Annotated in this window: 25 protein-coding genes and 1 tRNA gene; 8 read left to right on the forward strand and 18 right to left on the reverse strand. The window is 60.3% G+C overall.

Annotated elements, in window-relative coordinates:
* Nucleotides 1-3 precede the first annotated feature (3 nt).
* Nucleotides 4-912, reverse strand: a complete 909-nt coding sequence (locus AB1E33_RS01240; RefSeq protein ID WP_372575439.1) for a LysR family transcriptional regulator — start codon at nucleotides 910-912, stop codon at nucleotides 4-6.
* Between the two features lie 95 nt (nucleotides 913-1,007).
* Here AB1E33_RS01240 and AB1E33_RS01245 point away from each other — a divergent pair, with 95 nt between their 5' ends.
* Together AB1E33_RS01245 and AB1E33_RS01250 are read left to right on the forward strand one after the other, a co-directional pair.
* Nucleotides 1,008-2,237 carry an acyl-CoA dehydrogenase gene (locus AB1E33_RS01245; protein ID WP_372575440.1) on the forward strand — a complete coding sequence of 410 codons (1,230 nt, stop codon included), beginning with the start codon at nucleotides 1,008-1,010 and terminating at the stop codon, nucleotides 2,235-2,237.
* A gap of 1,049 nt (nucleotides 2,238-3,286) precedes the next feature.
* A complete protein-coding gene (locus tag AB1E33_RS01250) occupies nucleotides 3,287-4,051 on the forward strand; it encodes an SDR family NAD(P)-dependent oxidoreductase (RefSeq protein WP_372575441.1) in 765 nt (254 codons plus the stop codon).
* On the opposite strand, the gene AB1E33_RS01255 is transcribed toward AB1E33_RS01250, so the two are convergent.
* On the reverse strand, nucleotides 4,048-5,076 hold the full coding sequence (locus AB1E33_RS01255; protein ID WP_372575442.1) for a phosphotransferase family protein: 1,029 nt from the start codon (nucleotides 5,074-5,076) through the stop codon (nucleotides 4,048-4,050). The two genes, AB1E33_RS01250 and AB1E33_RS01255, sit on opposite strands and share 4 nt — an antisense overlap.
* Before the next feature lie 49 nt (nucleotides 5,077-5,125).
* A complete protein-coding gene (locus AB1E33_RS01260) occupies nucleotides 5,126-5,956 on the reverse strand; it encodes an SDR family oxidoreductase (RefSeq protein WP_372575443.1) in 831 nt (276 codons plus the stop codon).
* A gap of 127 nt (nucleotides 5,957-6,083) precedes the next feature.
* Here AB1E33_RS01260 and AB1E33_RS01265 point away from each other — a divergent pair, with 127 nt between their 5' ends.
* From AB1E33_RS01265 to AB1E33_RS01275, 3 genes are all read left to right on the forward strand, one after another.
* Entirely contained in the window at nucleotides 6,084-7,088 is a 1,005-nt protein-coding gene (locus AB1E33_RS01265) for an NADPH:quinone oxidoreductase family protein (protein WP_372575444.1), read from the forward strand.
* Nucleotides 7,089-7,451: 363 nt separating this feature from the next.
* Nucleotides 7,452-7,901 carry a type II 3-dehydroquinate dehydratase gene (gene aroQ, locus AB1E33_RS01270; RefSeq protein ID WP_372575445.1) on the forward strand — a complete coding sequence of 150 codons (450 nt, stop codon included), beginning with the start codon at nucleotides 7,452-7,454 and terminating at the stop codon, nucleotides 7,899-7,901.
* Complete coding sequence (locus tag AB1E33_RS01275) at nucleotides 7,898-8,653, forward strand: LuxR family transcriptional regulator (RefSeq protein WP_372575446.1); 756 nt, start codon at nucleotides 7,898-7,900, stop codon at nucleotides 8,651-8,653. The genes aroQ and AB1E33_RS01275 overlap by 4 nt, the downstream gene beginning before the upstream one ends.
* Nucleotides 8,654-9,050: 397 nt before the next feature.
* Here the strand turns inward: AB1E33_RS01275 and tsf are convergent, their stop codons facing one another.
* The 5 genes from tsf to AB1E33_RS01300 all read right to left on the reverse strand — a co-directional run bounded on the left by tsf (nucleotide 9,051) and on the right by AB1E33_RS01300 (nucleotide 12,835).
* Nucleotides 9,051-9,926 carry a translation elongation factor Ts gene (gene tsf, locus AB1E33_RS01280; RefSeq protein ID WP_372575447.1) on the reverse strand — a complete coding sequence of 292 codons (876 nt, stop codon included), beginning with the start codon at nucleotides 9,924-9,926 and terminating at the stop codon, nucleotides 9,051-9,053.
* A gap of 77 nt (nucleotides 9,927-10,003) precedes the next feature.
* On the reverse strand, nucleotides 10,004-10,792 hold the full coding sequence (gene rpsB, locus AB1E33_RS01285) for a 30S ribosomal protein S2 (protein ID WP_372575448.1): 789 nt from the start codon (nucleotides 10,790-10,792) through the stop codon (nucleotides 10,004-10,006).
* Between the two features lie 161 nt (nucleotides 10,793-10,953).
* Nucleotides 10,954-11,796: a lyso-ornithine lipid O-acyltransferase gene (gene olsA, locus AB1E33_RS01290; RefSeq protein WP_372575449.1), complete on the reverse strand. Its 843-nt coding sequence runs from the start codon at nucleotides 11,794-11,796 to the stop codon at nucleotides 10,954-10,956.
* Nucleotides 11,793-12,557: an L-ornithine N(alpha)-acyltransferase gene (gene olsB / locus AB1E33_RS01295; RefSeq protein WP_372575450.1), complete on the reverse strand. Its 765-nt coding sequence runs from the start codon at nucleotides 12,555-12,557 to the stop codon at nucleotides 11,793-11,795. The genes olsA and olsB overlap by 4 nt, the downstream gene beginning before the upstream one ends.
* Before the next feature lie 95 nt (nucleotides 12,558-12,652).
* Entirely contained in the window at nucleotides 12,653-12,835 is a 183-nt protein-coding gene (locus tag AB1E33_RS01300; protein ID WP_372575451.1) for a DUF3553 domain-containing protein, read from the reverse strand.
* A 48-nt stretch (nucleotides 12,836-12,883) separates the two neighbouring features.
* On the opposite strand from AB1E33_RS01300, the gene AB1E33_RS01305 reads away from it, so the two are divergent.
* Entirely contained in the window at nucleotides 12,884-13,480 is a 597-nt protein-coding gene (locus tag AB1E33_RS01305) for a histidine phosphotransferase family protein (RefSeq protein WP_372575452.1), read from the forward strand.
* A gap of 4 nt (nucleotides 13,481-13,484) precedes the next feature.
* Here AB1E33_RS01305 and AB1E33_RS01310 read toward each other — a convergent pair whose 3' ends face one another.
* From AB1E33_RS01310 to AB1E33_RS01355, 10 genes are all read right to left on the reverse strand, one after another.
* A complete protein-coding gene (locus AB1E33_RS01310) occupies nucleotides 13,485-14,747 on the reverse strand; it encodes a glutamate-5-semialdehyde dehydrogenase (protein WP_372575453.1) in 1,263 nt (420 codons plus the stop codon).
* A gap of 49 nt (nucleotides 14,748-14,796) precedes the next feature.
* Complete coding sequence (gene proB, locus AB1E33_RS01315) at nucleotides 14,797-15,903, reverse strand: glutamate 5-kinase (RefSeq protein ID WP_372575454.1); 1,107 nt, start codon at nucleotides 15,901-15,903, stop codon at nucleotides 14,797-14,799.
* Nucleotides 15,891-16,925 (reverse strand): GTPase ObgE, encoded by a 1,035-nt coding sequence (obgE, locus tag AB1E33_RS01320; RefSeq protein WP_372575455.1) that lies wholly within the window; start codon nucleotides 16,923-16,925, stop codon nucleotides 15,891-15,893. Before obgE ends, proB begins: the two co-directional genes overlap by 13 nt.
* Nucleotides 16,926-16,962: 37 nt before the next feature.
* A complete protein-coding gene (locus tag AB1E33_RS01325) occupies nucleotides 16,963-17,499 on the reverse strand; it encodes a GNAT family N-acetyltransferase (protein WP_372575456.1) in 537 nt (178 codons plus the stop codon).
* Entirely contained in the window at nucleotides 17,496-18,104 is a 609-nt protein-coding gene (locus tag AB1E33_RS01330; protein WP_372575457.1) for a LysE family translocator, read from the reverse strand. The genes AB1E33_RS01325 and AB1E33_RS01330 overlap by 4 nt, the downstream gene beginning before the upstream one ends.
* Entirely contained in the window at nucleotides 18,101-18,604 is a 504-nt protein-coding gene (locus AB1E33_RS01335; RefSeq protein WP_372575458.1) for a GNAT family N-acetyltransferase, read from the reverse strand. Before AB1E33_RS01335 ends, AB1E33_RS01330 begins: the two co-directional genes overlap by 4 nt.
* 80 nt (nucleotides 18,605-18,684) lie before the next feature.
* Nucleotides 18,685-18,954 carry a 50S ribosomal protein L27 gene (gene rpmA, locus AB1E33_RS01340; protein WP_136442474.1) on the reverse strand — a complete coding sequence of 90 codons (270 nt, stop codon included), beginning with the start codon at nucleotides 18,952-18,954 and terminating at the stop codon, nucleotides 18,685-18,687.
* A gap of 11 nt (nucleotides 18,955-18,965) precedes the next feature.
* Nucleotides 18,966-19,583, reverse strand: a complete 618-nt coding sequence (locus AB1E33_RS01345) for a 50S ribosomal protein L21 (RefSeq protein ID WP_372575459.1) — start codon at nucleotides 19,581-19,583, stop codon at nucleotides 18,966-18,968.
* Nucleotides 19,584-19,812: 229 nt separating this feature from the next.
* Nucleotides 19,813-20,622, reverse strand: coding sequence for a DUF2059 domain-containing protein (locus AB1E33_RS01350; RefSeq protein WP_372575460.1), 810 nt, complete (start codon nucleotides 20,620-20,622; stop codon nucleotides 19,813-19,815).
* Complete coding sequence (locus tag AB1E33_RS01355; RefSeq protein ID WP_372575461.1) at nucleotides 20,622-21,464, reverse strand: DUF2059 domain-containing protein; 843 nt, start codon at nucleotides 21,462-21,464, stop codon at nucleotides 20,622-20,624. Before AB1E33_RS01355 ends, AB1E33_RS01350 begins: the two co-directional genes overlap by 1 nt.
* Nucleotides 21,465-21,596: 132 nt before the next feature.
* Between AB1E33_RS01355 and AB1E33_RS01360 the strand changes: the two genes are divergently transcribed.
* Together AB1E33_RS01360 and AB1E33_RS01365 are read left to right on the forward strand one after the other, a co-directional pair.
* Nucleotides 21,597-21,686: transfer RNA gene (locus tag AB1E33_RS01360), tRNA-Ser, on the forward strand.
* A 147-nt stretch (nucleotides 21,687-21,833) separates the two neighbouring features.
* Nucleotides 21,834-23,342: a T6SS phospholipase effector Tle1-like catalytic domain-containing protein gene (locus AB1E33_RS01365; protein ID WP_372575462.1), complete on the forward strand. Its 1,509-nt coding sequence runs from the start codon at nucleotides 21,834-21,836 to the stop codon at nucleotides 23,340-23,342.
* Nucleotides 23,343-23,565: the final 223 nt, after the last annotated feature.

The following is a 23,565-nucleotide window of genomic DNA, read 5'->3' on the forward strand; positions in this document are numbered from 1 at the left end:
ACCCTAGCGCGGCAGGTCATCCTCGGGTTGCGCCTTTTGCGCCAGCCAGTCACGGAATTGCTTCAGAACCGGGTCCTCGGAGCCGGTTCTCGGCCAGATCAGGTAATAGGCACCATTTGCCTCGACCGAATGATGATGCATCGGCACAAGCCGTCCCGTCGCCAGTTCCTGCTCGACAAGATATTCCGGCATCAGGGCAACGCCCAGCCCGTGCAGAGCGGCCTGTGTGATGGTCGAGAACTGATCATAGATCATGCCGGGAAGGGGTGGCGACACCGCAACGCCCATGTTCGCGAACCAGTCCTGCCAGGCATTGGGCCGGGTCTGAATATGCAGCAAAGGCAGTTTCAGCAGATCCGCCGGATCATCAGGAGCCGCGGCGATCAAACCGGGCACGGCCACCGGCACAACCCGTTCTGTCTTCAGCAAAAGCGCCTCGGTGCCCCGCCAGTCCGGTTGACCAAAATGTATCGCCGCATCAAAGGGTTCCACATCGAAGCTGAACGGTCTGAGCTGGGTGGACAGGTTGACCGTGATATCGGGGTGCAGATGCGTGAATTCCGGCAATCTCGGAACCAGCCAGCGCATCCCAAATGTGGGCAGGATCGCAAGGTTCAGACTGCCGCCTGTGGGCTGCACCTGCAATTGTATCGACGCCTGGGCAATTTGGTTCAGGGCTGCACGAACCTCCACGACATAGTCCGCCGCTGCCGAGGTCAACGACAGACGTTTCCGGTCCCGCCGGATCAGCGTAACACCCAATTGCTCTTCCAGCCCTTGGAGCTGGCGCGAAATGGCGCTCTGGGTCAGCGCCATTTCCTCGGCCACGGCCGAGGCCGACCCGAGACGATCAAGCGCTTCGAGCGCGCGCAAGGCGGACAGCGAGGGAATCAAACGGCGGGCAGGGGTCATCTATGCGAAATTCTCACGTAACGATGCAGTTTTATCGCTGTTTTTTGCGCCGCGCGCACGTTATTTTTGCCCCAAACCCGTATTGGAGACCCGCCATGAACGCCCCCGTCGCCACGCCATCGCTCAAGCCCAAGGATGCACCGGATCTGGGGTCCTTCAACTGGGAGGACCCGCTGCGTCTGGACGATCAGTTGGCCGAAGACGAGCGCATGATTGCGCAAAGCGCGCGCGCCTATGCGCAAGGCAAGTTACAACCGCGCGTAACCGAAGCCTTCGAGTCCGAAGTTACCGATCCGGGCATCTTTCGCGAAATGGGTGAGATGGGGCTGCTGGGCATCACTATCCCCGAGGAATATGGCGGGCTGGGCTCCGGCTATGTTTCTTATGGTCTCGTCGCCCGCGAGATCGAGCGGGTGGACAGTGGCTATCGCTCGATGATGTCGGTGCAAAGCTCGCTAGTGATGTATCCGATTTATGCCTATGGCAGCGAAGACCAGCGCCGAAAATACCTGCCAAAGCTGGCAAGCGGCGCGTTTATCGGCTGTTTCGGCCTGACCGAACCCGATGCGGGGTCAGACCCGGCGGGCATGACCACGCGCGCCGAAAAGATCGAGGGCGGCTATCGCCTTACCGGCACCAAGATGTGGATTTCCAACGCGCCGATCGCGGATGTTTTTGTGGTCTGGGCCAAATCCGACGCTCATGACGGCAAAATCCGCGGCTTCGTGCTGGACAAGGGACTGCCGGGATTAAGCGCGCCAAAGATCCGCAACAAGATGTCGCTGCGCGCCTCGATCACCGGCGAGATTGTGATGGACGGCGTCGAGGTTGGCAAGGATGCTCTGTTGCCAAATGTGCAGGGCCTCAAGGGACCGTTCGGCTGTCTCAACCGCGCGCGCTATGGCATTTCGTGGGGTGTGATGGGCGCGGCCGAGGCCTGCTGGCACGGCGCGCGGCAATACGGGCTGGACCGCAAGCAGTTCAACAAGCCACTGGCGCAGACCCAGCTATTCCAACGCAAGCTGGCCGATATGCAGACCGAGATCGCACTGGGCCTGCAGGCCAGCCTGCGGGTCGGGCGACTGATGGACGAGGCAAATGCCGCGCCCGAGATGATCTCGATCATCAAGCGCAACAATTGCGGCAAGGCGCTGGAGATCGCGCGTCAGTCCCGCGACATGCATGGCGGCAATGGTATCAGCCTGGAGTTCCAGGTGATCCGCCACATGGTGAACCTTGAAACGGTGAACACCTATGAAGGCACCCACGACGTCCACGCACTGATCCTGGGCCGCGCACAAACCGGTCTGCAAGCGTTTTACTGAAACAGGCAGGACGCCCTGCCGCATTTTATTGTTGCAACCAGGTTACAATGTCACCGGCTCTACAAAGTAGAAATGTCGCATTGAAGCGGAACGGTAGGAGTGTTGGTGCCGCAAACATCGGTGCCCTGGCTGGCTGCGCGGGCGTGCTTGCGTTTCCGGTTGGCGAATGAATTCAAACCCGTGTTTGGACGCCTCGTTGGCGTGTAACATGCGCGCTGTTTGCCGACGCTTCGCTATTCCGGCAGAGTTTTTATCGCTCGATCTTGATGTGTTCCAGCACGACAGCGAGAGTTTTGTTCTCGGAGACCGGCGCATGGATCACGCGCTTATGCTTGTCGATAGCAGAGTAGGGGAGAAACGCACCTTTCCAGCGGAATTCCAACCTCAATCCGTGAATTTGCAGCTGTCCACATATTTGCCAATCAGGTCACTCGTGATCTCGTTCTCTTCCAGAATGATCCGCCACCGGTCATAGGAAGGCGACAGTTGCTGGCCGACCTAGCGCTCGCCGCGCCAACACAGGATTTCCGACAACAAGTCCGGCTCGGCCTGCCACCCCTGGTGCAAGGGTTAACTTGACCAGCGCCCGGCTGAATTGGATCGTGCCGTGACCTGATTTGCGCCTCGCTGCGCAAACCGCAAAACCGTGTGTTTGTCACTGTAGAAGGCAGAGGGTCGGCCATGCGCCTCCCGATTGTCCTCGATACCCCATGCTGCGTAGTGTCTGGAGCAATCCAGGCTTTTCCCCGCCCCAAAGGGAAAATCCAAACTGCGGCGCTCGGTCGCGATCTTGCTCACAGACATCTTTGCATTCAACATGTCTTCGGTTGCGCGTCTCTCACGCAATTCCAGTTCTGTGTTGGTCATGTCCGTTCTTCTTGCTTTTCAGCAAGATAGGGGATTTGTCGCAACCCAGTTTAGAATATGCCCTGATTCACATATGATAATTGTATAATTGGTATTATGGTAATTATTAACACCTCATAATATGAAGCAAGGACAACGGCTTAGCGTTGACAATCCGTATATATCGTCCTCAACCTGATGACATGGATATCAGAGATCGAGTGGTTGTTGTAACCGGTGCTGCCGGTGGAATTGGGCGCGCGCTTGCAAAGGCCTTTGCCGAGCGTGGTGCCAGGAAAGTTGTTTGCACAGATTTGCATGGGCCGGATGTTGAAAGTGTCGCGCGCAGCATTGATGGCATCGGTATCGCTGCCGACCTGCGCAACGAAGCCGAGGTTGCGCAGTTGATCGTAGATGTCGAGGATCAGACTGGCGGCATCGACATCTTCTGTTCCAACGCGGGCATCCTGACCCTGGGTGGAGTCGAAGCCAGCGATGCGGATTGGCAGAAAACCTGGGAAATCAACGTGATGTCGCATATCTGGGCCGCGCGGCATGTGGTGCCGCGCATGATCGAGCGCGGTGGCGGTTACTTGCTGAACACCGCGTCAGCGGCCGGGTTGCTGAATCAGATCGGCGCTGCGCCTTACGGGGTCACTAAACATGCCGCAATCGGGCTGGCGGAATGGTTGCACATTACATATCGCGATCAGGGTATCGGTGTCTCGGTCCTGTGCCCGCAGGCCGTCCAGACTGACATGATCCGCGGCAACGAGGCCTCCATCGCCAGTCTGAATGGCATCATCGAGCCGGAAATTGTTGCGAAGTTTTGCATGGAAGCTATTGAAAAGGAAGAGTTCCTCGTGCTTCCACATCCACAGGTCCGGGACTATGTCGCGCTCAAAGGCACCGATTATGAACGTTGGCTCAGCGGCATGCGCAAGCTGAAACGTCAGTTCGAGCGTTAACGGTCGAGCGCTTCCAGCCCATGCTGCGCAAAGAGTGGAACGTAACGCCCTAATCTTTCAGCATGTTCCGGGTTCGATGCATTGCCATCTTGCGCCCGTTTTGCGACTCCCTGCAGGATGCCTGCCATGCGGAAAAACGTGAAGGACAGATAAAACCCGAACCGCTCGATCCCTGGCAAATCGCGTCGTTCGCAATAGCGCGCCACGAACTCACCATCCGACGGCAGGCCAAGCGCTGCGCGGTCGATACCCGCCAGCCCGCGCCCCTCGCCCCCCGGGGGCATCTGCCATTGCATGATGACCGCGGCGAGATCTGCGTAGGGATGCCCGATCGTCGATAACTCCCAATCCAGCACCGCCAGACAGTCGCTGCTCGAACGCGCGTAGATCAGGTTGTCGATCCGGTAATCGCCATGCACCAGTGTGCGCTGGCCGTCGTCGGGCGGCATCGCTTTTGGCAGGGCCTCGATAAGCGCGTTCATCCCGGGAACGTCGTGGGTCTCCGAGGCGCGGTATTGCTTGGTCCACCGCGCAATCTGACGCTCGAAATAATTTCCCTCGGGACCGTAATCCGACAGCCCTGCCCGGTCGATGTCGACACTGTGCAGCGCTGCCAGCACGCGGTTCATCTCGTCCATGATCGCTGCGCGCGCCAGGGGTGTTTCATCCGGCATGGTCGGGTCGGTAAAGATGCGCCCATCCACATGCTCCATCACGTAGAAATCGGACCCTACCACCGCATCGTCCTGACACAGCACGTGCATCGCGGCAACCGGCACGTCACTGCCTTCCAACGCCTTTTGAATCCGGAATTCGCGGTCGACAGCATGGGCCGATTTCAGCAGAACACCCGGCGGCTTGCGGCGCAGAACATATTTCCTTTCAGGTGTTTGCAAGAGAAAGGTCGGGTTGGATTGGCCGGTCTCGAACTTCTGCGCCGATACCGGCCCCGCATAGCCGGGAAGTCGTGCAGACAGATAGGCGTCAACGGCCTGAAGATCGATGGATTGGGCAGCGTTGGTCATTGGATCACCCTTCGGAAACGTCCTGACTCAGCCTGATTGCGGGACCAAGTCACTCGAACGCGGCGGCAAATATATTCTGTCCCGACATCACGTTAATGCCGCCCGAAACCGGGATGATCGCCCCTGTCACATAGCCGCCGCCGGGGCCACACAGGAACTGCATCGCGGCGGCAATGTCTTCGTCGCGCCCAACGCGGCCAAGCGGAACCGACTGGCCGACCTTGTCGCGGGTCGCAGGGTCCGCGGTGGCAAAGGCGGTCATGCGCGAGACAAACGGCCCCGGTGCCAGTGCGTTTGCGGTGATATGCTCATGAGCCAGTTCCTTGGCCAGAATGCGCGTCATGTGGATGATGGCAGATTTCGACGCCGCATAACTGTAGGCCCCGTCACCAATCGGAATCTCGCCCATGACCGAGCCGACATTGACGATCCGCGCCGGGTCCTCGGCCCGGGCCGAGGCACGCAGGAGCGGCAACAGTTGGCGGGTTAGTTCGAACGGGCCAGCGACATTGACGGCCATGACGTCTTTCCAGGCCTCATACGGGAAGTCCTCCAGCGGCGCCCCCCAGGTTAGACCTGCATTATTCATAAGGATATCAAGACAGTCCGTTCTGCTCTTGACCTCTTCCACAAGCGCTGCAAGCCCCTCGGCAGAACCAACATCGCCACCAAAGCCCTCTGCCCTGCCCTCTGCCCCTATCGCGTTCAACTCATCGGCCACGGCCCGGCAGGCATCCGCTTTGCGCGAGGCGATTAGGACGCGCGCGCCAGCCTGTATCAACCCCTCGGCGGCCATGCGGCCGATACCGGTCGCACCCCCGGTCACAAGGGCGGTCTTACCCTGAAGCGAGAACAGGGATTGCGGGCTGAGTTTGGTCATGGGTCCTCCGGTGGCATTCGGTGTGGTGTCAATGAACCATTGCATCGGGGATCGCGATAAACAACATTTGCCTGAACGACATTGCGTCACCCCGCCTATCCAATCCGATCCCAAGAGCGAGACCCCGATGAAAGCAATGCTGAGCACCGAACCCGGCGGCCCCGAGACGCTGGAACTGACCGACCTGCCCGACCCCGAACCGGGCAAGGGGCAGGTTTTGGTGCACGTGCGCGCTGCGGGCGTCAATTATCCCGACACGCTGATCATCCGCGACCTCTACCAGATGAAACCGCGCCGTCCCTTTGCCCCCGGCGGCGAGATCGCGGGCGAAGTACTGAGCTGCGGCGAAGGAGTCTCGAACGTCAAACCTGGCGATCGGGTGCTGGCGCTGACCGGGTTTGGTGGGTTCGCGACCCACGCGGTTGTTCCGGCCCCGGCGCTGGTTCCGCTGCCGAATGATATGCCCTATGACGTGGCAGCGGCGTTCATCTTTACCTACGGCACCTCCTACCATGCACTGCACGACCGGGCTGCCATCAAACCGGGCGAAACCCTGCTTGTGCTGGGCGCCGCAGGCGGTGTCGGTTCCGCCGCAATCGAGTTGGGCAAGGCGGCGGGCGCACGGGTGATCGCGGCGGTCTCGTCCGAAGAGAAGGCCGCGTTCTGCACATCACTGGGCGCGGATGAAACTCTGATCTATGCCAAAGAATTGGACCGAGAGGCGCAAAAGACCCTGTCGAGTGAGATCAAGACCCTGACCGGGCACAAGGGCGCGGATGTGGTTTACGACGCCGTGGGCGGCAATTATGCCGAACCGGCGCTGCGGGCCATGGCATGGGAGGGGCGCTATTTGGTCGTTGGTTTTCCGGCCGGCATCCCCAGCCTCCCGCTCAATCTGCCGTTGCTCAAGGGCGTCCAGATCGTCGGGGTGTTCTGGGGAGATGCGGTGCGCCGTGACCCGCAGACCCATGCTGCCAACATGAAAGCGCTCTTTGGCCTCTATGCCGAGGGCCGAATCGCCCCACCGCTCAGCGCGCGATTTGTCCTGTCCGATACGGCACAAGCGTTGAACCTGATGCAGGATCGCAAGGTAATGGGTAAGGTTGTGATCCTCATGGATGAACCCGAATGATCCCGCAACATGCTCGCGGACTTTCGTGGCGCTCCGCAACCTGCGCGCTCACCGGGCCTGCAAATCAGGCGAAATGCAAACGCCACGACACTCTGACACTGACGATGCGGTCACGAATTGGCGGGTTCATGCCCAAAAACCCGGGTCTTCCGCCTTGCCAGCACACATCCAAAAGTTGCTTGATCCCGGCGAGCTTTCAGATTTGTGTTTTCCTAATGAGGGAATATCATCTTTTGGTTGAATTCATCTCGTCTCAAAAGCGCGATCAAGACCGCTTGGCTCACCGCAGGAAGGATGCCTGCACCAAGTCTGGACAAGTCGGACAGAACAGGCTTATTGGTTTTATGAATGGGGACATTTGAAATGACGAATATTCTGGTCCTGAACGGTCCGAACCTCAACCTTCTGGGGATGCGGCAGCCGGAAGTCTACGGCTCAACCACTCTCGCGATGATTGAGGACGCGTGCACACGCCACGGCGCGGAAATCGGGCTGACGATTGCCTGTGCTCAAAGCAATCACGAAGGTGCGCTGATCGACCTGATCCACCAGGCACGCGGCACGCAGGACGGAATCGTGCTCAATGCCGGAGCGTATACCCACACCTCGATCGCCCTGATGGATGCGATCGCCTCAGTGGAACTGCCGGTTGTCGAGGTACATCTGTCCAACATCCACGCGCGCGAGCCGTTCCGCCACAGCTCATATATCGCCAAGGTTGCGATCGGTCAGATCAGCGGGTTCGGCGCCGACAGCTACATTCTGGCTCTGGACGCGCTGGCCACGCACATCCGAGGGGGGCGGCCGGAATGAAGTTGGTCGATTACCTGGAGTTCATCAGTTACACCAAGACGCTCGAAGAGCTTTGGGCGGGTCACACCGCGCAAATGGCGAATTACGGCTTTGACCGGCTGCTATACGGCTACACGCAATACCGGACCGCCACATCGCTGGGCGATCCCGAGGATTTTGTGATCCTCACCAATCACGATCAGAACTATATCGATGGGTTCCTGCATGCGGGCCTCTACTTTCATGCACCTATGCTTCACTGGGCGCTTGAGAATGAAGGCGCGGGCAGTTGGCGTATGATCAGCGAATTAATGAATGACCGAAGCAATTCAAAGAAGTCTCGGGAAGTCTATGATTTCAATGCGAGAATGGGCGTAACCGTTGGGTATACGGTGAGTTTCAACTCAGTCTCGGTGCGATCAAAAGGGGCGATCTCGCTCTGTGCGCAATCTGACATCACTCAGGACGAGATTGACGCGCTTTGGGCCGAGAAAGGCCGGGAAGTGCTGTTGATGAACAACATCGCGCATCTCAAGATCCTCACCCTGCCCTACACCGCCCCCAACCGCGCGCTGACCAGGCGGCAGCGCGAGGCGCTGGAATGGGTTGGCGATGGCAAGACCATTCAGGATATCGCCCTTTTGATGGGCCTGACATCGGCAACGGTCGAAAAACACCTGCGCCTTGCGCGCGAGTCTCTGGCGGTGGAAACCACGGCTCAGGCTGTTCTGAAAGCCTCGCTGCACAACCAGATGTTTGTGGTCGAGGCCTGATACGCACCCGTCAGATCCTAGGATGCCTCAAGTTTACGCAAGGTAAGGAATCCACTACTTTCGCCCTGACGCGTATTCTCGCAATATAGTTACGTTCCGTGAGTGGTGGCTTTAGCCAAGGGACATCGGGAAATGAACCCTGTGATTTCAGGGCTCTCTAACCTGTCCGGAGCCGGGTGTGCATAGTCCGCATCTGCTTCGGAACTTCTGAGGGGTCCCATCCATCCCCATTGAATCGGGGCCCCTCTTCCACGAATCCCATATGTTCTGGTGCTTGGGATGATCGCGGCTGTACAACTTCGGGCTGTTGTGCGCGGCGCAAAAAAACCGGCCACCCGAAGGTGACCGGTTCAATTTGACTTCCGAGGGTCGGGAGGTCCGGCCCTTGATAAGGCGTTTAACCTTGAGCGGCCTTGGCCACTTCGGCTGCAAAGTCTTCCTTCTCGACCTCGATGCCTTCGCCAACTTCCAGACGCACGAAACCGGTGACGGTTGCGCCGGCTTCCTTGGCGGCGGCCTCGACAGTCAGGTCGGGGTTCACAACAAAGGCCTGGTTCAGCAGGGTCGATTCAGCGACGAATTTCTTCATCCGGCCGATGATCATCTTTTCGATCACCTGCTCCGGCTTGCCGGATTCGCGGGCGATGTCCATCTGAACCTGCTTTTCCTTCTCGACAACCGCCGGGTCCATGTCGGCCTCGGAAAGTGCCGCCGGGTTCGCAGCGGCGATGTGCATCGCGACCTGCTTGCCGATGGCGGCATCGCCGCCGTTCAGCGCGACCAGAACACCGATCTTGCCCATGCCGCCGGTCGCCGCGTTGTGCACATAGCTCACGACGGTCTCGCCGTTCAGCTTGGCCATCCGGCGCACCGACATGTTCTCGCCGATGGTGGCGATCTTGTCGGTCAGCGTGTCGGCTACGGTCTTGCCACCCAAGTCAGCCGCTTTCAGCGCATCAACATCATCGACACCAAGCGCTGCAAAGGCGATCTTGCCGACCATCTCCTGGAATTCGGCATTCTTGCCAACGAAGTCGGTCTCGGAGTTCACTTCGACGGCAACACCGGTATCACCGTCGACGACAACGGCAACCAGACCCTCGGCAGCGGTACGACCCGATTTCTTGGCGGCTTTCGCCAGACCCTTGGTGCGCAGCCAGTCGATGGCCTCGTCCATGTTGCCTTCGGTTTCGGTCAGCGCCTTCTTGGCGTCCATCATGCCTGCGCCAGTGGTGTCGCGCAGTTCTTTCACCATTGCTGCTGTGATTGCCATCTCTTGGCTCTCCTCAATTCAAAACGGGTTGGGGCAGGTCATACCCTGCCCCTAAAGTCATTGCGATGACGGTTGGATCAGGCCTCGGCGGGGGTTTCCGCTACCGGTGCTTCCTCAGCAACGGCCTCTTCGACCGGTGCTTCTTCCATCGCGCCAAGGTCAACACCTGCGCTGCCCAGCTGCGCGGTCATGCCGTCCAGCGCGGCACGTGCGGCCAGATCGCAATACAGAGCGATGGCGCGGGCGGCGTCATCGTTGCCGGGGATGATGTAATCGACACCATCGGGCGAGCAGTTGGTGTCGACGACAGCCACAACCGGGATGCCCAGTTTGTTGGCTTCGGCGATGGCCAGTGCTTCTTTCTTGACGTCGATGACGAAGAGCAGGTCGGGGGTGCCACCCATCTCGCGGATGCCGCCCAGCGACGCTTCCAGTTTCTGCTGGTCGCGCTCCATGCCCAGACGCTCTTTCTTGGTCAGACCTTCGGCGCCACCTTCCATGGTCTCGTCAATCTGACGCAGACGGTTGATCGACTGGGACACGGTTTTCCAGTTGGTCAGCGTGCCGCCCAGCCAGCGGTGGTTCATGTAATACTGCGCCGACTTCTCGGCAGCTTCGGCGATCGGCTGCGCGGCCTGGCGCTTGGTGCCGACGAACAGGACGCGGCCGCCCTTGGCGACGGTGTCACGAATGGCCTGCAGCGCCTGATCCAGCATCGGAACGGTCTGCGTCAGGTCCATGATGTGGATGCCGTTGCGCGAACCATAGATGAAGGGACCCATCCGTGGGTTCCAGCGCTGGGTCTGGTGGCCAAAGTGAACGCCAGCTTCGAGCAGCTGACGCATGGAGAACTCAGGAAGAGCCATGCTCAAGTATCCTTTCCGGTTTCGATCCTCGGCGGGGGTGTAGAGCGGATGCTCCAACCGGGGGTCTGTCAGGGATGTCTCCCCTGATCAGGCCAAAACCCCGCCTGTGGGTTAATGGCGCGCGTATAAGTCAGCCCCGACTGAACCGCAAGCCCTATTTTTCAGGGCTGCGCGTCCAGTTTGCGCATGTCGCAATGGCCCTGCCGCACGGCCTGTTCACAATGGGCGGCCAGCGCCTTGCGGTCGACAAAATCGCTGACCTTGACGGGCGGTTGATAGATCAGCTCCACCCTGCCCTGCGGCCAGGCTGCCAGTGTCTTCAGCAAATGCGGCCCGAACTCCATCTCGCCCCACCAGCCGTAAAATCTGTTGGGGTGGCCTTTGGGCGCGTGAAACACGACCGAGACCGGCTGCACATACATGAACGCGCGCAACTCTTCGGTGAAGAAGGCGGCAAAGAGCGTGGTTTTGAACCGTAGCACCCGCAGCCCGTCGGTCGAGGTGCCCTCGGGAAAGAACAACAGTTTGTGTCCGGCTTTCAAACGCTCCTCGAACAGCTTGGTCTGCTCGCGTGCCTTGCGGCGGTCGCGCTCGATGAACACGGTGCCGGTGGCGCGGGCCAGCCAGCCGATGCCGGGCCATTTCGCCACCTCGGCCTTGGACACGAAATAGATGCGTTTGCGGGCGTTCAGCGCAAAGATGTCCAGCCACGAGCTGTGATTGGCCACAACAGCGCCGCGCTCCCTCATCAGGGTTCCGCGCGTGCTGAACCCCAGCCCGAGAATGCGGAACGCGTTGCGGCAGACGAATTGCGTAATATAGGGCGTGACCGGCCTGCGCATACCATAAAGCGGCCGCTCGATCAGGCGCAGGAGCAACAGGACAATGAGCCCGCCGAACACCAACAGCGCCAATGCAACGCCGCGCACCAGGATCAGCACGACGCCGAGCGGACCGATCCTGATCGGGTCGGCGCTTTGATCGGGGTCCCAACCTTCGGTCATGCGCCGCGATCACCGGAATAAATGCGCCGCTGACGCGCGTTCAGCCGCGCGGTGTCCAGCACCAGACAGATATCGGTGGTGTTGAAGGCATGGTCGACAAACGCCCCCTCGCCCACGAATCCGCCCAGCCGCAGATAGGCCTTGATCAGCGCGGGCACCTGCACCATCGCGACGCGGCGGTCCAACTGATCCGGCGCGACCAGATCCATCGACTGGAAATGCGAGGGTTGCGCGCGCACCCGCAATTCCGGCGGCGCAAGATGGTTGTGATGCAGCATCGACAGCGGCTGCGCCAGCGGCGCCATGTCAGTGCCGTGAAAGCTCGCCACGCCGAACAGCACCTCGATCCTGTGTTCGGCCACATACTCGGCCAGCCCGTTCCACAGATGAAACATCGCCGCCCCGCCCCGGTAATCAGGATGCAGGCAGGACCGGCCCAACTCCAGCAGCTTGCGGTCGCTCTGGCGCAGCACGCCCAGGTCATATTCATCCTCGGAATAGAATTGGCCCAGCTTCGCGGCCTGATCGTCGCGCAACAGGCGATAGACGCCCACCACCTGTCCGGTACTGTCATCCGAGATCAGCATATGGTCGAAGAACGGGTCGAAGCGATCACGCTCCAACCCCGCGTCGTGGTCGACCATCGCGCCGCCGCCGCCAAGCTCGCGCACGAAGACGTCATAGCGCAGCCGCTGGGCGGCGCGCAGGTCGGCGTCAGACTCGGCCAGTCTGACTGTAAAGCTCGGTCCGCTGTCCGGCATCGGTCTCGGGTCTCAAGAGCGTGGGTTCCCGCGCTGATAGCGCATCCCGCTCGCGGATTGCAACCGACACCAGATTAACCATTCTTAAACCTATTTCACGGATCAAAGACGGGCATAAGGGCGATGCGCGTGCCATCGATCACCACCTTCCCTTGGTCGGGGAAATTCACGGTAATCTTGCCGCCGATATTGGACTGGACCTGTCCGGTTCCCCAATCCGGGTAATCGGGGTGGCGCACGAACATGCCCGGTGCAAGGATAGCGTTCAGATCAGACATGTCGGCCCCTGTCTGGGATGTGAGGAAGCGATTTACCGGAGGTAGCGCATGGGCGAAAGCAACGTCAACCTGGCAACCCTGATCGGGTCACGTATCTGCCATGACCTGATCAGCCCGATCGGCGCAATAAACAACGGGTTGGAACTGCTTGAAATGACCGGCGCGCCCAGCGGTCCCGAGATGAATCTGATTTCGGACAGCGTCGACAGCGCCGGAGCGCGAATACAGTTCTTTCGCATCGCATACGGGATTGCCGGAGCGCAGATGCTGGGCGCGCCCGAGATCAGGTCGGTTCTGAAAGAGGTGAATCGCGATGCGAGGGTCACGGTGGAATGGATCCATGCCGACCCCTGCCCGCGCACCGTGGTCCGGCTGGCCTTCCTTGCCTTCCAGTGCTGTGAAACCGCCTTGCCACAGGGCGGGAACGTGAGTTTTGATAATACCGGCGGGCGCTGGACCGTGACCGCAACGGGCCCGGCCCTGTCGCTGGATCCTAAGATATGGGAAACGCTGAGCAATCCGGCCGCCGGGGCCGAGATCACACCGGCACTGGTTCAGTTCGCTCTACTGCCCGCAGCCGCCACTGAACTGGGCAGTCGTGTTGAGGTGACCTCGGACGAGGCGCAGATTACCATCCGGTTCTGAGTGCTCAGGACCGGACGGTTCCGTCGCCCTCGACCAGATATTTGAAACTGGTCAGTTGCGCCGCGCCCACCGGGCCGCGCGCGTGCATCTTGCCGGTCGCGATGCCAATCTCGGCCCCCATACCGAACTCGCCACCATCGGCGAACTGGGTCGAGGCGTTACGCATCAGGATCGCGCTGTCGAGGCGTTCAAAGAACCGCGCGGCGGCGGCATCGTCTTCGGTGATAATGCAATCGGTGTGGTTCGAGCCATAGCGCCGAATATGGGCGATGGCCTCGTCAATATCGCCCACCGGCTTCGCGGCGATGATCATGTCGAGGAATTCCTTGCCCCAATCCTCGTCCGTGGTGGCCGAGGTGCCCTTTTGCGCCAGCGCGCCATCGGCATGGACATCGACGCCGGCCTGAACCAGCGCTGCGATGGTGTCACGGCCGATCCCGTCGACGATATCCTGATGCACAAGCAGGCATTCGGCGGCACCGCAAATGCCAGTGCGGCGAGTCTTGGCGTTCATCACCACCTCGCGCGCCTTTTTCGGGTCGGCATCCTTGTCGATATAGATATGCACGATGCCTTCGAGATGGGCAAAGACCGGCACCCGCGCCTCGCGCTGCACCAACCCGACCAGCCCCTTGCCACCGCGCGGCACGATCACATCGACCGTATCGGTCATGGTCAGCAATTCCTGCACCGCCGCACGATCGCGGGTCGGCACCAGCTGGATCGCATCCTCGGGCAGGTTCGCGGCCTTAAGCCCGTCCACCAGACAGGCATGGATCGCGCCGGAGGAATGAAAGCTCTCGGACCCGCCGCGCAGGATCACCGCATTGCCAGACTTCAGGCAGAGCGCACCGGCATCGGCCGTCACGTTGGGACGGCTTTCATAGATCACCCCGATTACGCCCAAAGGCGTGCGCACTCGGCGGATATGCAGGCCACTGGGCATATCCCAATCGGCCAGAACCTCTCCCACCGGATCAGGCTGTTCTGCTACCGTGCGCAGCCCGTCGACCATGCCACGAATGCGATCCTCGTCCAGCATGAGGCGATCCATCATTGCCGGGCTCAGCCCCTTGTCGCGGCCATAATCCAGGTCCTTGGCATTGGCGGCGATGATCTCATCCCGGCGGTTCCAGACCGCCTCGGCCGCTCCGATCAGCGCGGCGTGCTTGCGCTCGGCACTGGCAAAGGCCAGTTCGGCCGAGGCTGCTTTGGCACGGGCGCCGATATCGGCCATCAGGGCGGGAATGTCGTTGAGGTCTTTCATCACATGCGCCTTTGATCAGGTACTAGCTTGTCTTTAGCAGGAAGACGCCTCAGAGCGCCATATCGTCACGATGAATTAACGCGGCACGACCGGGATAGCCCAGCGTCGCCTCAATCTCGGAGGATTTTCGCCCCTTGATGGCGTCAGCCTCCTGCGAGGTATAGCGGCTGAGACCCTGGCCCAACTTGTGCGCCCCAGGCCCCAGGATGGCCACCGGATCACCACGCCCGAAATTGCCTGCCACGCCGACGATCCCGGCGGGCAGCAGGCTCTTACCGTTCGATAATGCCGCAGCTGCTCCTGCATCCACCAGAATCTCGCCACGCGGCTTCATGGCAGCGATCCAGCGTTTGCGGGCGGCCTGCGGATCAAGCGTTGCGGTGAACCATGTGCAGGCGGCGCCATTTTCAAGCTTTCTCAGCGGGTTATCAGGCGATCCTTCGGTGATTGCCATGGCGCAACCCGCCGCCGTCGCCATCTGCGCCGCCATCAGCTTGGTCTTCATGCCCCCCTTGGAGAGCCCAGAGCCCGCATCACCCGCCATCCGCTCGATCTCGGGCGTGATGCGGTCAATCACGTCGTAACGTTTTGCGTCAGGGTCCTCGGTGGGATTGGCAGAATAGAATCCGTCAACATCTGATAACAGGATTAACTGATCCGCACCCACGGTAACCGCCACCTGCGCCGCCAGCCGGTCATTGTCGCCATAGCGGATTTCGTCCGTAGCAATGGTGTCGTTTTCATTGACGATCGGCACCACACCCAGCCCCAGAAGGGTTTCCAGCGTCGCGCGCGAGTTCAGATAACGGCGTCGGTTGGCGCTGTCCTCCAGCGTGACCAGAACCTGCGCGGTCTTGATCTCATAGGGGGTCAGCGCTTCTTCATAGGCCCGCGCCAGCCGGATTTGCCCTACGGCGGCGGCGGCCTGCGATTGCTCCAGCGCCAGATCGGTTCCGCCCAAACCCAATACACCCCGGCCAAGCGCAATAGAACCGGAGGACACCAGAATGACATCCGCTCCCTGCCCTTTGAGCCACGAAACATCTTCTGCGAGCGAATGCAGCCAACCGGCCCGCAAGGCACCACTGTTACGGTCCACCAGCAAGGCCGAGCCGATCTTGCCGACAACCCGCTTCGCCGCGCTCAGGGTTGCCAAGGCTGCGCCTCCTCCACGGGTTTGTGGCGCAGACGGTCGGCGTCGATCTGGCTGCGCAGGGCACGCAGTACTTCGGTCACGCCTTCGCGGGCCACACCGGACATCAGCATCACCGGGCCACCCGACGCCGCGCGCAGCGCCTGCGCGGCCTCTTGGCGCTGCTCTTCATCCAGCGCGTCGACCTTGTTGAGCACGGTCACGCGGGGTTTGTCGGCCAGATACCCGCCATAGGCCTCAAGCTCGCCGATAATCGTCTGGTAGTCCTCCGCCACGTTGTCCGAGGTGCCGTCGACCAGATGCAGCAGCACCGCGCAGCGTTCCACATGGCCCAGGAAACGGTCACCAATGCCACGCCCTTCATGCGCACCGGCGATCAGGCCGGGGATGTCGGCCACGACAAATTCCACATTATCCACGCCGACCACGCCCAGATTGGGATGCAGCGTCGTGAACGGATAATCCGCGATCTTGGGCCGCGCGTTCGAGGTTGCGGCCAGAAAGGTCGACTTGCCCGCATTGGGCAGGCCCAGCAGGCCCACATCGGCAATCAGTTTCAGCCGCAGCCAGAGTGTGCGCTCCACCCCCTCCTGCCCCGGATTGGCGCGGCGCGGAGCCTGATTGGTGGCGGATTTGAAATGCAGGTTGCCAAAACCGCCATTGCCGCCTCGCGCAAGCTGCACGCGCTGACCAACCTCGGTCAGATCGGCGATCACCGTCTCTTCATCCTCATCGAGGATTTCCGTGCCCACCGGCACCCGCAGGACAATGTCGTCGCCATCCTTGCCGGTGCGCTGCTGGCCCTTGCCGGGCTGGCCGCTCTTGGCAAAGAAATGCTGCTGATAGCGGAAGTCGATGAGCGTGTTCAGCCCATGCACCGCCTCGGCCCAGACGGTGCCACCCTTGCCGCCGTCACCACCATCCGGGCCACCATATTCGATGAACTTTTCGCGGCGGAAGCTGACACAGCCGCCACCGCCACCACCGGATCGGATATAGACCTTTGCGAGATCGAGAAATTTCATGTGCATCCCCTAATGCAAAGGCACTACCGGCCTCAAGTCAGAGTTTTCGGCTATAGGTCCAGGTGGGCACATTTGCATCGCGCGCCACAGAGAAATTTTCCGCATCGCCCAGATATTCGAAGCCACAGCGGGTCAGCACCCGTGCCGAAGCCGGGTTGTCCTGAAACACGCTGGCAAACATTGTGTCATTGTCCAGTGGGTTGGCCAGAACCAGCGCCTCGACCGCCAAGGACGCAATGCCGGTGTTCCAGAAGACCGGCGCAACCCAATACCCGATCTCGGACTGGTTGCGGTCCATCCGTTCCAGCGAGATCAGACCCATCAGCTCCGATCCTCCATCCTTACTGCCATCGATGGCCCAGACATCCTCATCCCGGTCCTCGGACATGGATCGGGTCACGAAGGATTCGACCAGTCCCGGAGGCACCGGATGCGGGATCGACTGGGTCATGTAGGCAACCCGCTTGTCACTGGCAAAATGCTCGATCAGCCCCATATCCGAGCGCCGCAGGGGGCGCAGGACAAACCGCTCGGTTTCAATGACCGGCTGGTTGATGATGGTATCAAATTTCATATGTGCGCCCCTCCTCCGAACAGCACAAAAAGGACCGAGGCGACGGTGAGCATCGCCAGTGTCCACATCAGATATTTCTCCGCCGGGCGTCCTGCAACGCTTTGCGCGATCCGATCCCCGGCGAAGGTCCAGATCGGGTGCAGGATCACCTGGCAGCTCAACAAACAAAGAGCGATTGTGAGCGTAGACCAGAATGGCGACGATCCTGGGGCGACGAAGCCGGTAAACCCGGCCACGATCATGGCCCAGGCCTTGGGGTTGAGCGGATGGACGATCAGACCGGGCAGAAATCCCGGCGCGGCCTGCTCCGCCTGTCCTGGCGACAAACGCAGGTTCGCGACCTTCCATGCCAACCAGCAGATATAGGCGGCCGAGGCGTATTTCAACGCCGCGAACAAGATCGGTGTCTGATCCGCCAGTTGCATCAGGCCAAATCCCACCGGCCAAATGATCAACTGCTTTCCCGCGATCACACCACCCACAAATGGCAAGGCCGCCCGGAACCCATAGCGCGCACCGGTGCCCAGCAGGACCATGTTGGCCGGTCCAGGCGTGCCAACCTGGCTGGCGGCAAAGATCAGGAAAGAGCCCGCGGCGACGCTCATTGCAGGGCCTCCCAGCGGGAGCGCGTCAGCACCATGTTCTGCAGCGTCACCGTTATACCCGTCGCGCGGACCTTTTTCTCGCGTCGTGTTGTGGGTTCAAAACCCAGCTTGGACAACACCTTACAAGAGGCTTTATTGCCAAGATGATAAGAGGACCGCAATTCGCTCTTGTCGGGATCGAAATGCCGGGCCGTCATGGCCCGCGCAGCTTCGGTGGCATAGCCCTGCCCCCAGAAAGACTGGCCCAGCCAGTATCCCAGCTCATCGCCCGCAGAAACCATACCGATCAAGCGCTGGTCCTTGGTGATCGCCCAGGCGTTGTACTCCTGAACCGCCAAATTGCAGATAAAGTCTTCGGCGTTGTGAGGCGTGAAAGGATGCGGTGCGTTGTTGATCCAACGGGCCACCTCCAGATTGTTCAGGAGATCAACCAACTCCCCAGCATCGCCACGCCGGAATCGGCGCAGGACAAGGCGTTGGGTTGTGATCACGTCGGTCATGGGACCGCTCCTGAAAACGAGAAAGGGACCGGCATTTCTGCCGATCCCCTTGATTTTTCTAAACCTTTGTGGGTTCCGGCTTACTCGGCGGCCTCCGCCACTGGCAGGACCGAAATAAAGGTGCGGCCCTTGAGGCCCTTGTGGAAGGTCACGGCGCCATCAACAGTTGCAAAGATCGTGTGATCCTTGCCCATGCCCACGCCTTCGCCCGGCCAGAACTTGGTGCCGCGCTGACGCACGATGATGTTGCCGGGGATGGCCGCCTGGCCACCATAGAGTTTCACACCAAGGCGACGACCCGCAGAGTCGCGACCGTTACGGGAGGAACCGCCAGCTTTTTTATGTGCCATTCTCTCTCTCCTTAGCCTTTGGCCAGTTCTTTGGCCTGCTCAACCCATTCGGGCTTCACTTTGACCGCGTCGATAGCAGCAATCTGCTCGTCCGACAAGGCGGCCAGAGCGGCAAAGCTCTCGATACCGGCCTCGGCCAGCTTCTTGGCGGCGGCAGGGCCAACACCGGTCAGCTTGGTCAGGTCGTCGGCAGCAGCAGCGGCTGCGGAAGGTGCTTCGGCTTTCGCCTCTGCCTTCTTGGCAGGTTTCGCGGCGGGCGCGGCAGCGCCTGCAGGTGCGGAACCGGTTGCAGACTTGATGCCCGACTTGTCTGCGCCAGCGGCCAGAATGTCGGTGATCTTGACCAGCGTCAGCTTCTGACGGTGACCTTTGGTGCGCTGCGAGCTGTGCTTGCGGCGACGCTTGACGAAGTGGATGAGCTTTTCACCCTTGATCTGGTCGATGACCTCGGCCTGCACGGCGGCACCGTCCACAAAAGGCGCACCAACAACCGGAGCGTCACCGCCCAGCATCAGAACTTCGTTGAATTGAACTTTTTCGCCGGCATCAGCAGCAAGTTTCTCGACGCGCAGGATGTCGCCCGCCTGAACCTTGTATTGCTTGCCGCCAGTCTTGAGGACCGCGAACATGCGAGTTTCCTTTTCTTTACCGCGTTCTGTGGTCCCCGGTCCGGGTGTTTGCGACCCCTTCGTTTCAGGCGGGGCCACCGTCGAACAGCGCGCCCTTTGCACCGGGCGGAATTGCGGCCCTGAGGGGCCAATGATAACGAAACCCGGCGCGGAATACCGGGCCGGGATGGGCGCTTATTGATGGATCGGTGTCAGATGTCAATCCCTTTTCAGAGATCGCGGGCCATCGTCAGAGATCGCTGGATTGCATGGCGAATCCCACCGCCTCGCCCAGTTCATACGAGATCCGGTCATAGACCCGGTCAAAGCCCACGAACAGCGCCTGATTTAGCGCCTGCCCCGTCTCAGAAGCGGAGAACGCGATATTCTCACGCATCTGCACATCCGTAAGCGGCTGATAGGCCAGCACCAGGAACCCGTGCAGCCATTCGCGGGTGTCACTCTCCATCTCTTCGCGTTGCGAAAACAGTTCGGCCAGCAGCGTGCGGTCATCGGAACCTGTGTCCTGAATCGAGGCCATGCCCTGGAAAAAGCTGAAATCCGAGCTCAGCGTTCCCTCGACATTGCGCACGACCAGATCGTTGACCTCGATATATTCCTCGATCAGGTGGAACCGGTCGCTGTCGCGATCCATCGTCTTGGCGTTTTCCTGCGCCATCTCCTCCACCGCCGGATCGCCGAGCGCGCGGCGGGCAGAGTTTTCAAGCGAGATGATGGTTTGCCCCAGATCGCTACTGAAAAACACCGCAGCCTCTGAAATCTGCACCGGATTCAATTCCTCGCGGATGGTATCGCGCATGGTCTGCACCATCTCGTCGGGCGCATAAATCTCGTCGACACGCGAGAAGAAATAGCTGCCCGCATCGCCATCCAGCATGTCGGTGTTCAGCGTCGCGGCATAGCGACGCCCCTCATCCACCAGAATGGTGACCACTTCGTCCAGCCGCATTGCACCGACCAGTTCGTCCAGCGACTCTTCCGCCGATGCCGGCGCGCCGAGCAGCATCGCGGTCGCGATCACCGAACCCGCGCGGCGCATCACAATTCCTGCGACGGGCGCAGATCGGCCATGCGTGTGGCTAGCACTTCGAACCGGTTGGCCATGATCTCGTACTGGACCGCGTTGAGCAACTCATAGACCTCCTGCATGAGCGGCTGTTCCAGCGCTTCGGTATAGGCAAGCATGTCCGCATCCGAGAAACCCTGATAGGTATAGGCCGCCCCGGACAGGGCCGAGCGCTGCAGGGCCAGCCGCAACTCGGTTTCGTTATTCTTCAGCATTTCGCGCAGATCGCCGGGATCAAGGCGCAGATCAACCACACCCGCGGCGCTGGCGGCCAGCAGGAACCTGTACTGGATCTCCTGCAGCGCGCGCAAGGATGTGCCGGTGGAATCGATGGCCCGGTTCATCCGCTTGAGCGTTTCAACCCGGAGCGATCCATCCTCGACCCACTGTGACACAAGCGCCTCGCCCGCGTCACGCTTGGTGCTGTCATCCTCGATCATATGCGAGGCGTTTTCGGCCTCGACCAGTCGTTGACCCAGATTGCTGGCGTAAAACTCGACCGCATGGGTCAACGCCTCGTCACTCAGGGTCTGTTCCAGAATGTCCAGCGCGATACTGCGCATCACCTCGGTATCAAAAACCTCATTGGTCAACCGGGTCCACTCCGATCCGAAATCGCCGGGATCAAAACCCAGCATCTCAGGCGCCGAGGAGGAGGACAGCGCGATACTGTCCAGCGCCACATCGAATCCGGTAGTTGTCAGGAATGCCTCGACCCGCGTCCGCTCCGCGGCTTGCGCCGCGGGTGTCGTCCAGAGGATCATGGCTGCGATCAGGGCCGCAAAATGCGGCAGTGTCAAAACTCGTATCAGCATGCAGTCAAGCCTAATCCATTTCCGTAAACGGGCAATCAATTTCGGGTGATATTTTTTGAGGTGTGGTTTTCGGAAAATTCCGCTTGCACCGCGCGGCGTTCCTGACTACATCCCCGCCTCACAGACCCCCGCGGAGAGGTGCCGGAGTGGTCGAACGGGGCGGTCTCGAAAACCGTTGTGGGTGCAAGCCCACCCAGGGTTCGAATCCCTGTCTCTCCGCCATAAGGCTTTCCATGGCAATTCAGGACATTTGGAAACCGCGCCCTGTCAGGTGCCGGTCCCGCCTTGAAACGGTGAATTTTCTTGTCAGATGAGTTTCGCGCGACCTACACTCTCTATGATTGATTTTGTTTAGTCATTGGGTGTCGCATGGCCAATTTGATCGTGTGCTGCGACGGCACATGGAACACTCCCGATCAAGAAGACGACGGTCGCCCCTCACCAACTAATGTCGTCAAGATCCACTCCGCCCTGGCGAAGAGCGACGCGGCTGGCGTGGATCAGAAAAAGTATTACAGACCCGGCGTTGGCACGTCGGGCTGGAAACTGAAGCGCTGGCTGGATGGCGGCCTGGGTCGCGGTCTGAGCGACGACATCAAGAGCGCCTATAAATGGCTTTGCGAAACCTACGCGGAAGGCGACGAGATCTATCTCTTCGGTTTTTCGCGCGGAGCCTACGCGGTCAGAAGCCTCGCGGGACTGATCGGCGGGCCGGGTCTGTTGTGCCTGGACGAGCCGGGGCTGTCTGCCGAAGCGAAGTGGCAACATGTCCATGACACCTATCACGCCTACCGAACGTCGCGGTCGGATGCGAGTTGGTCGCCGAAGGTAGATCGACACGACGATGTCTCGATCAGGTTCCTTGGGGTCTGGGACACGGTTGGTGCGCTTGGCGTTCCCGACGAGATGATCGCAAACGCGATCGACCGTCCCGACACGTTCCTGTTCCACGACACTACGTTGGGCCCCATCGTCAGAACCGCCCGGCACGCGGTGGCGACTGATGAAAGGCGCCGCACGTTCACGCCGACGCTCTGGACCAATCTGGACGAGACCCGCGACGTGGAACAGAAATGGTTCGCAGGGGTGCACGGTGATGTGGGCGGCAGCTATTTTGAGCGTGGGCTGGGCGACCTACCGCTTGGCTGGATGATCGACGAAGCCGAAAAAGCGGGGCTCGCGTTCCGTCCCGGCGTGACACAGAAACTCTCCCCCGATCCCACCGGCATCCTTCATGAGTCCGTCAAGGGCATTTTCAGCCGCCTGCGAACCCGACCAAGAAGCGTTCCCAAAATCGTCGAAGGCAACGACTCGCTGCACTCGTCGGCGCTTGCCCGCCACGCCGATCCGCCACTGATCCAGCCAGATTACTGGCCCACCCAGACACTAAAGCCAAATGAGAACGCGACCCGGTGGATCGCCGCGAGAGAACACTGGAACCGGACCGGTTTGTTCCTCGAAAAAGGCGTCGACTACGAATTCAAGGCCACCGGCGAATGGCTCGACGCAAAGATCCACTGCACGCCGGATGGGCCCAAGCCCGGTTTTCACCCAGCGAAGCTGTTCTATATCGGATCGGTCGTGTCCGACCTACTTCAACGGCGCAAGCGCGAACGCACAGGCCATGACGACGCGGTTGTGCGTGGCGCGCGGCGCGAACAGAACATGCCTTGGTTCTGTCTTGTCGGCGTTGTCGCCAATGGCCAAGGCGTGGATCTCGACTCACATAAGATCAACCATCACGAAGCGTTCAGGATTGGATCGGCTCGCAGTTACACGCCCCGAGCCAGTGGCTACCTCTATTGCTTTGCAAATGATGTTTGGAGCTTTTACGGCAACAACAAGGGCGGCATTTCGCTCTCTGTGGCGCGCGGCTGATCCACCGCATCGCATGTTCCTGCTCTATAAGCAGTAGATGGCCGGGTGAACGGCCTCAAGGCACACGTTAACCAGTCGTCAAAGAATTGATCCAAAATTGAAGCAAATCATGTCAGTTTGATGGGTGCATATACTTCGCGTGCCGGATCACCACCACGCGCAGCCGACATGAGACCGTGAAAGGAATGTTTCGATGAAACCGCTGGCCAGACCCGACCGGACT

It is taken from the genome of Ruegeria hyattellae (assembly GCF_041537925.1).
GTDB lineage: Bacteria > Pseudomonadota > Alphaproteobacteria > Rhodobacterales > Rhodobacteraceae > Ruegeria_C.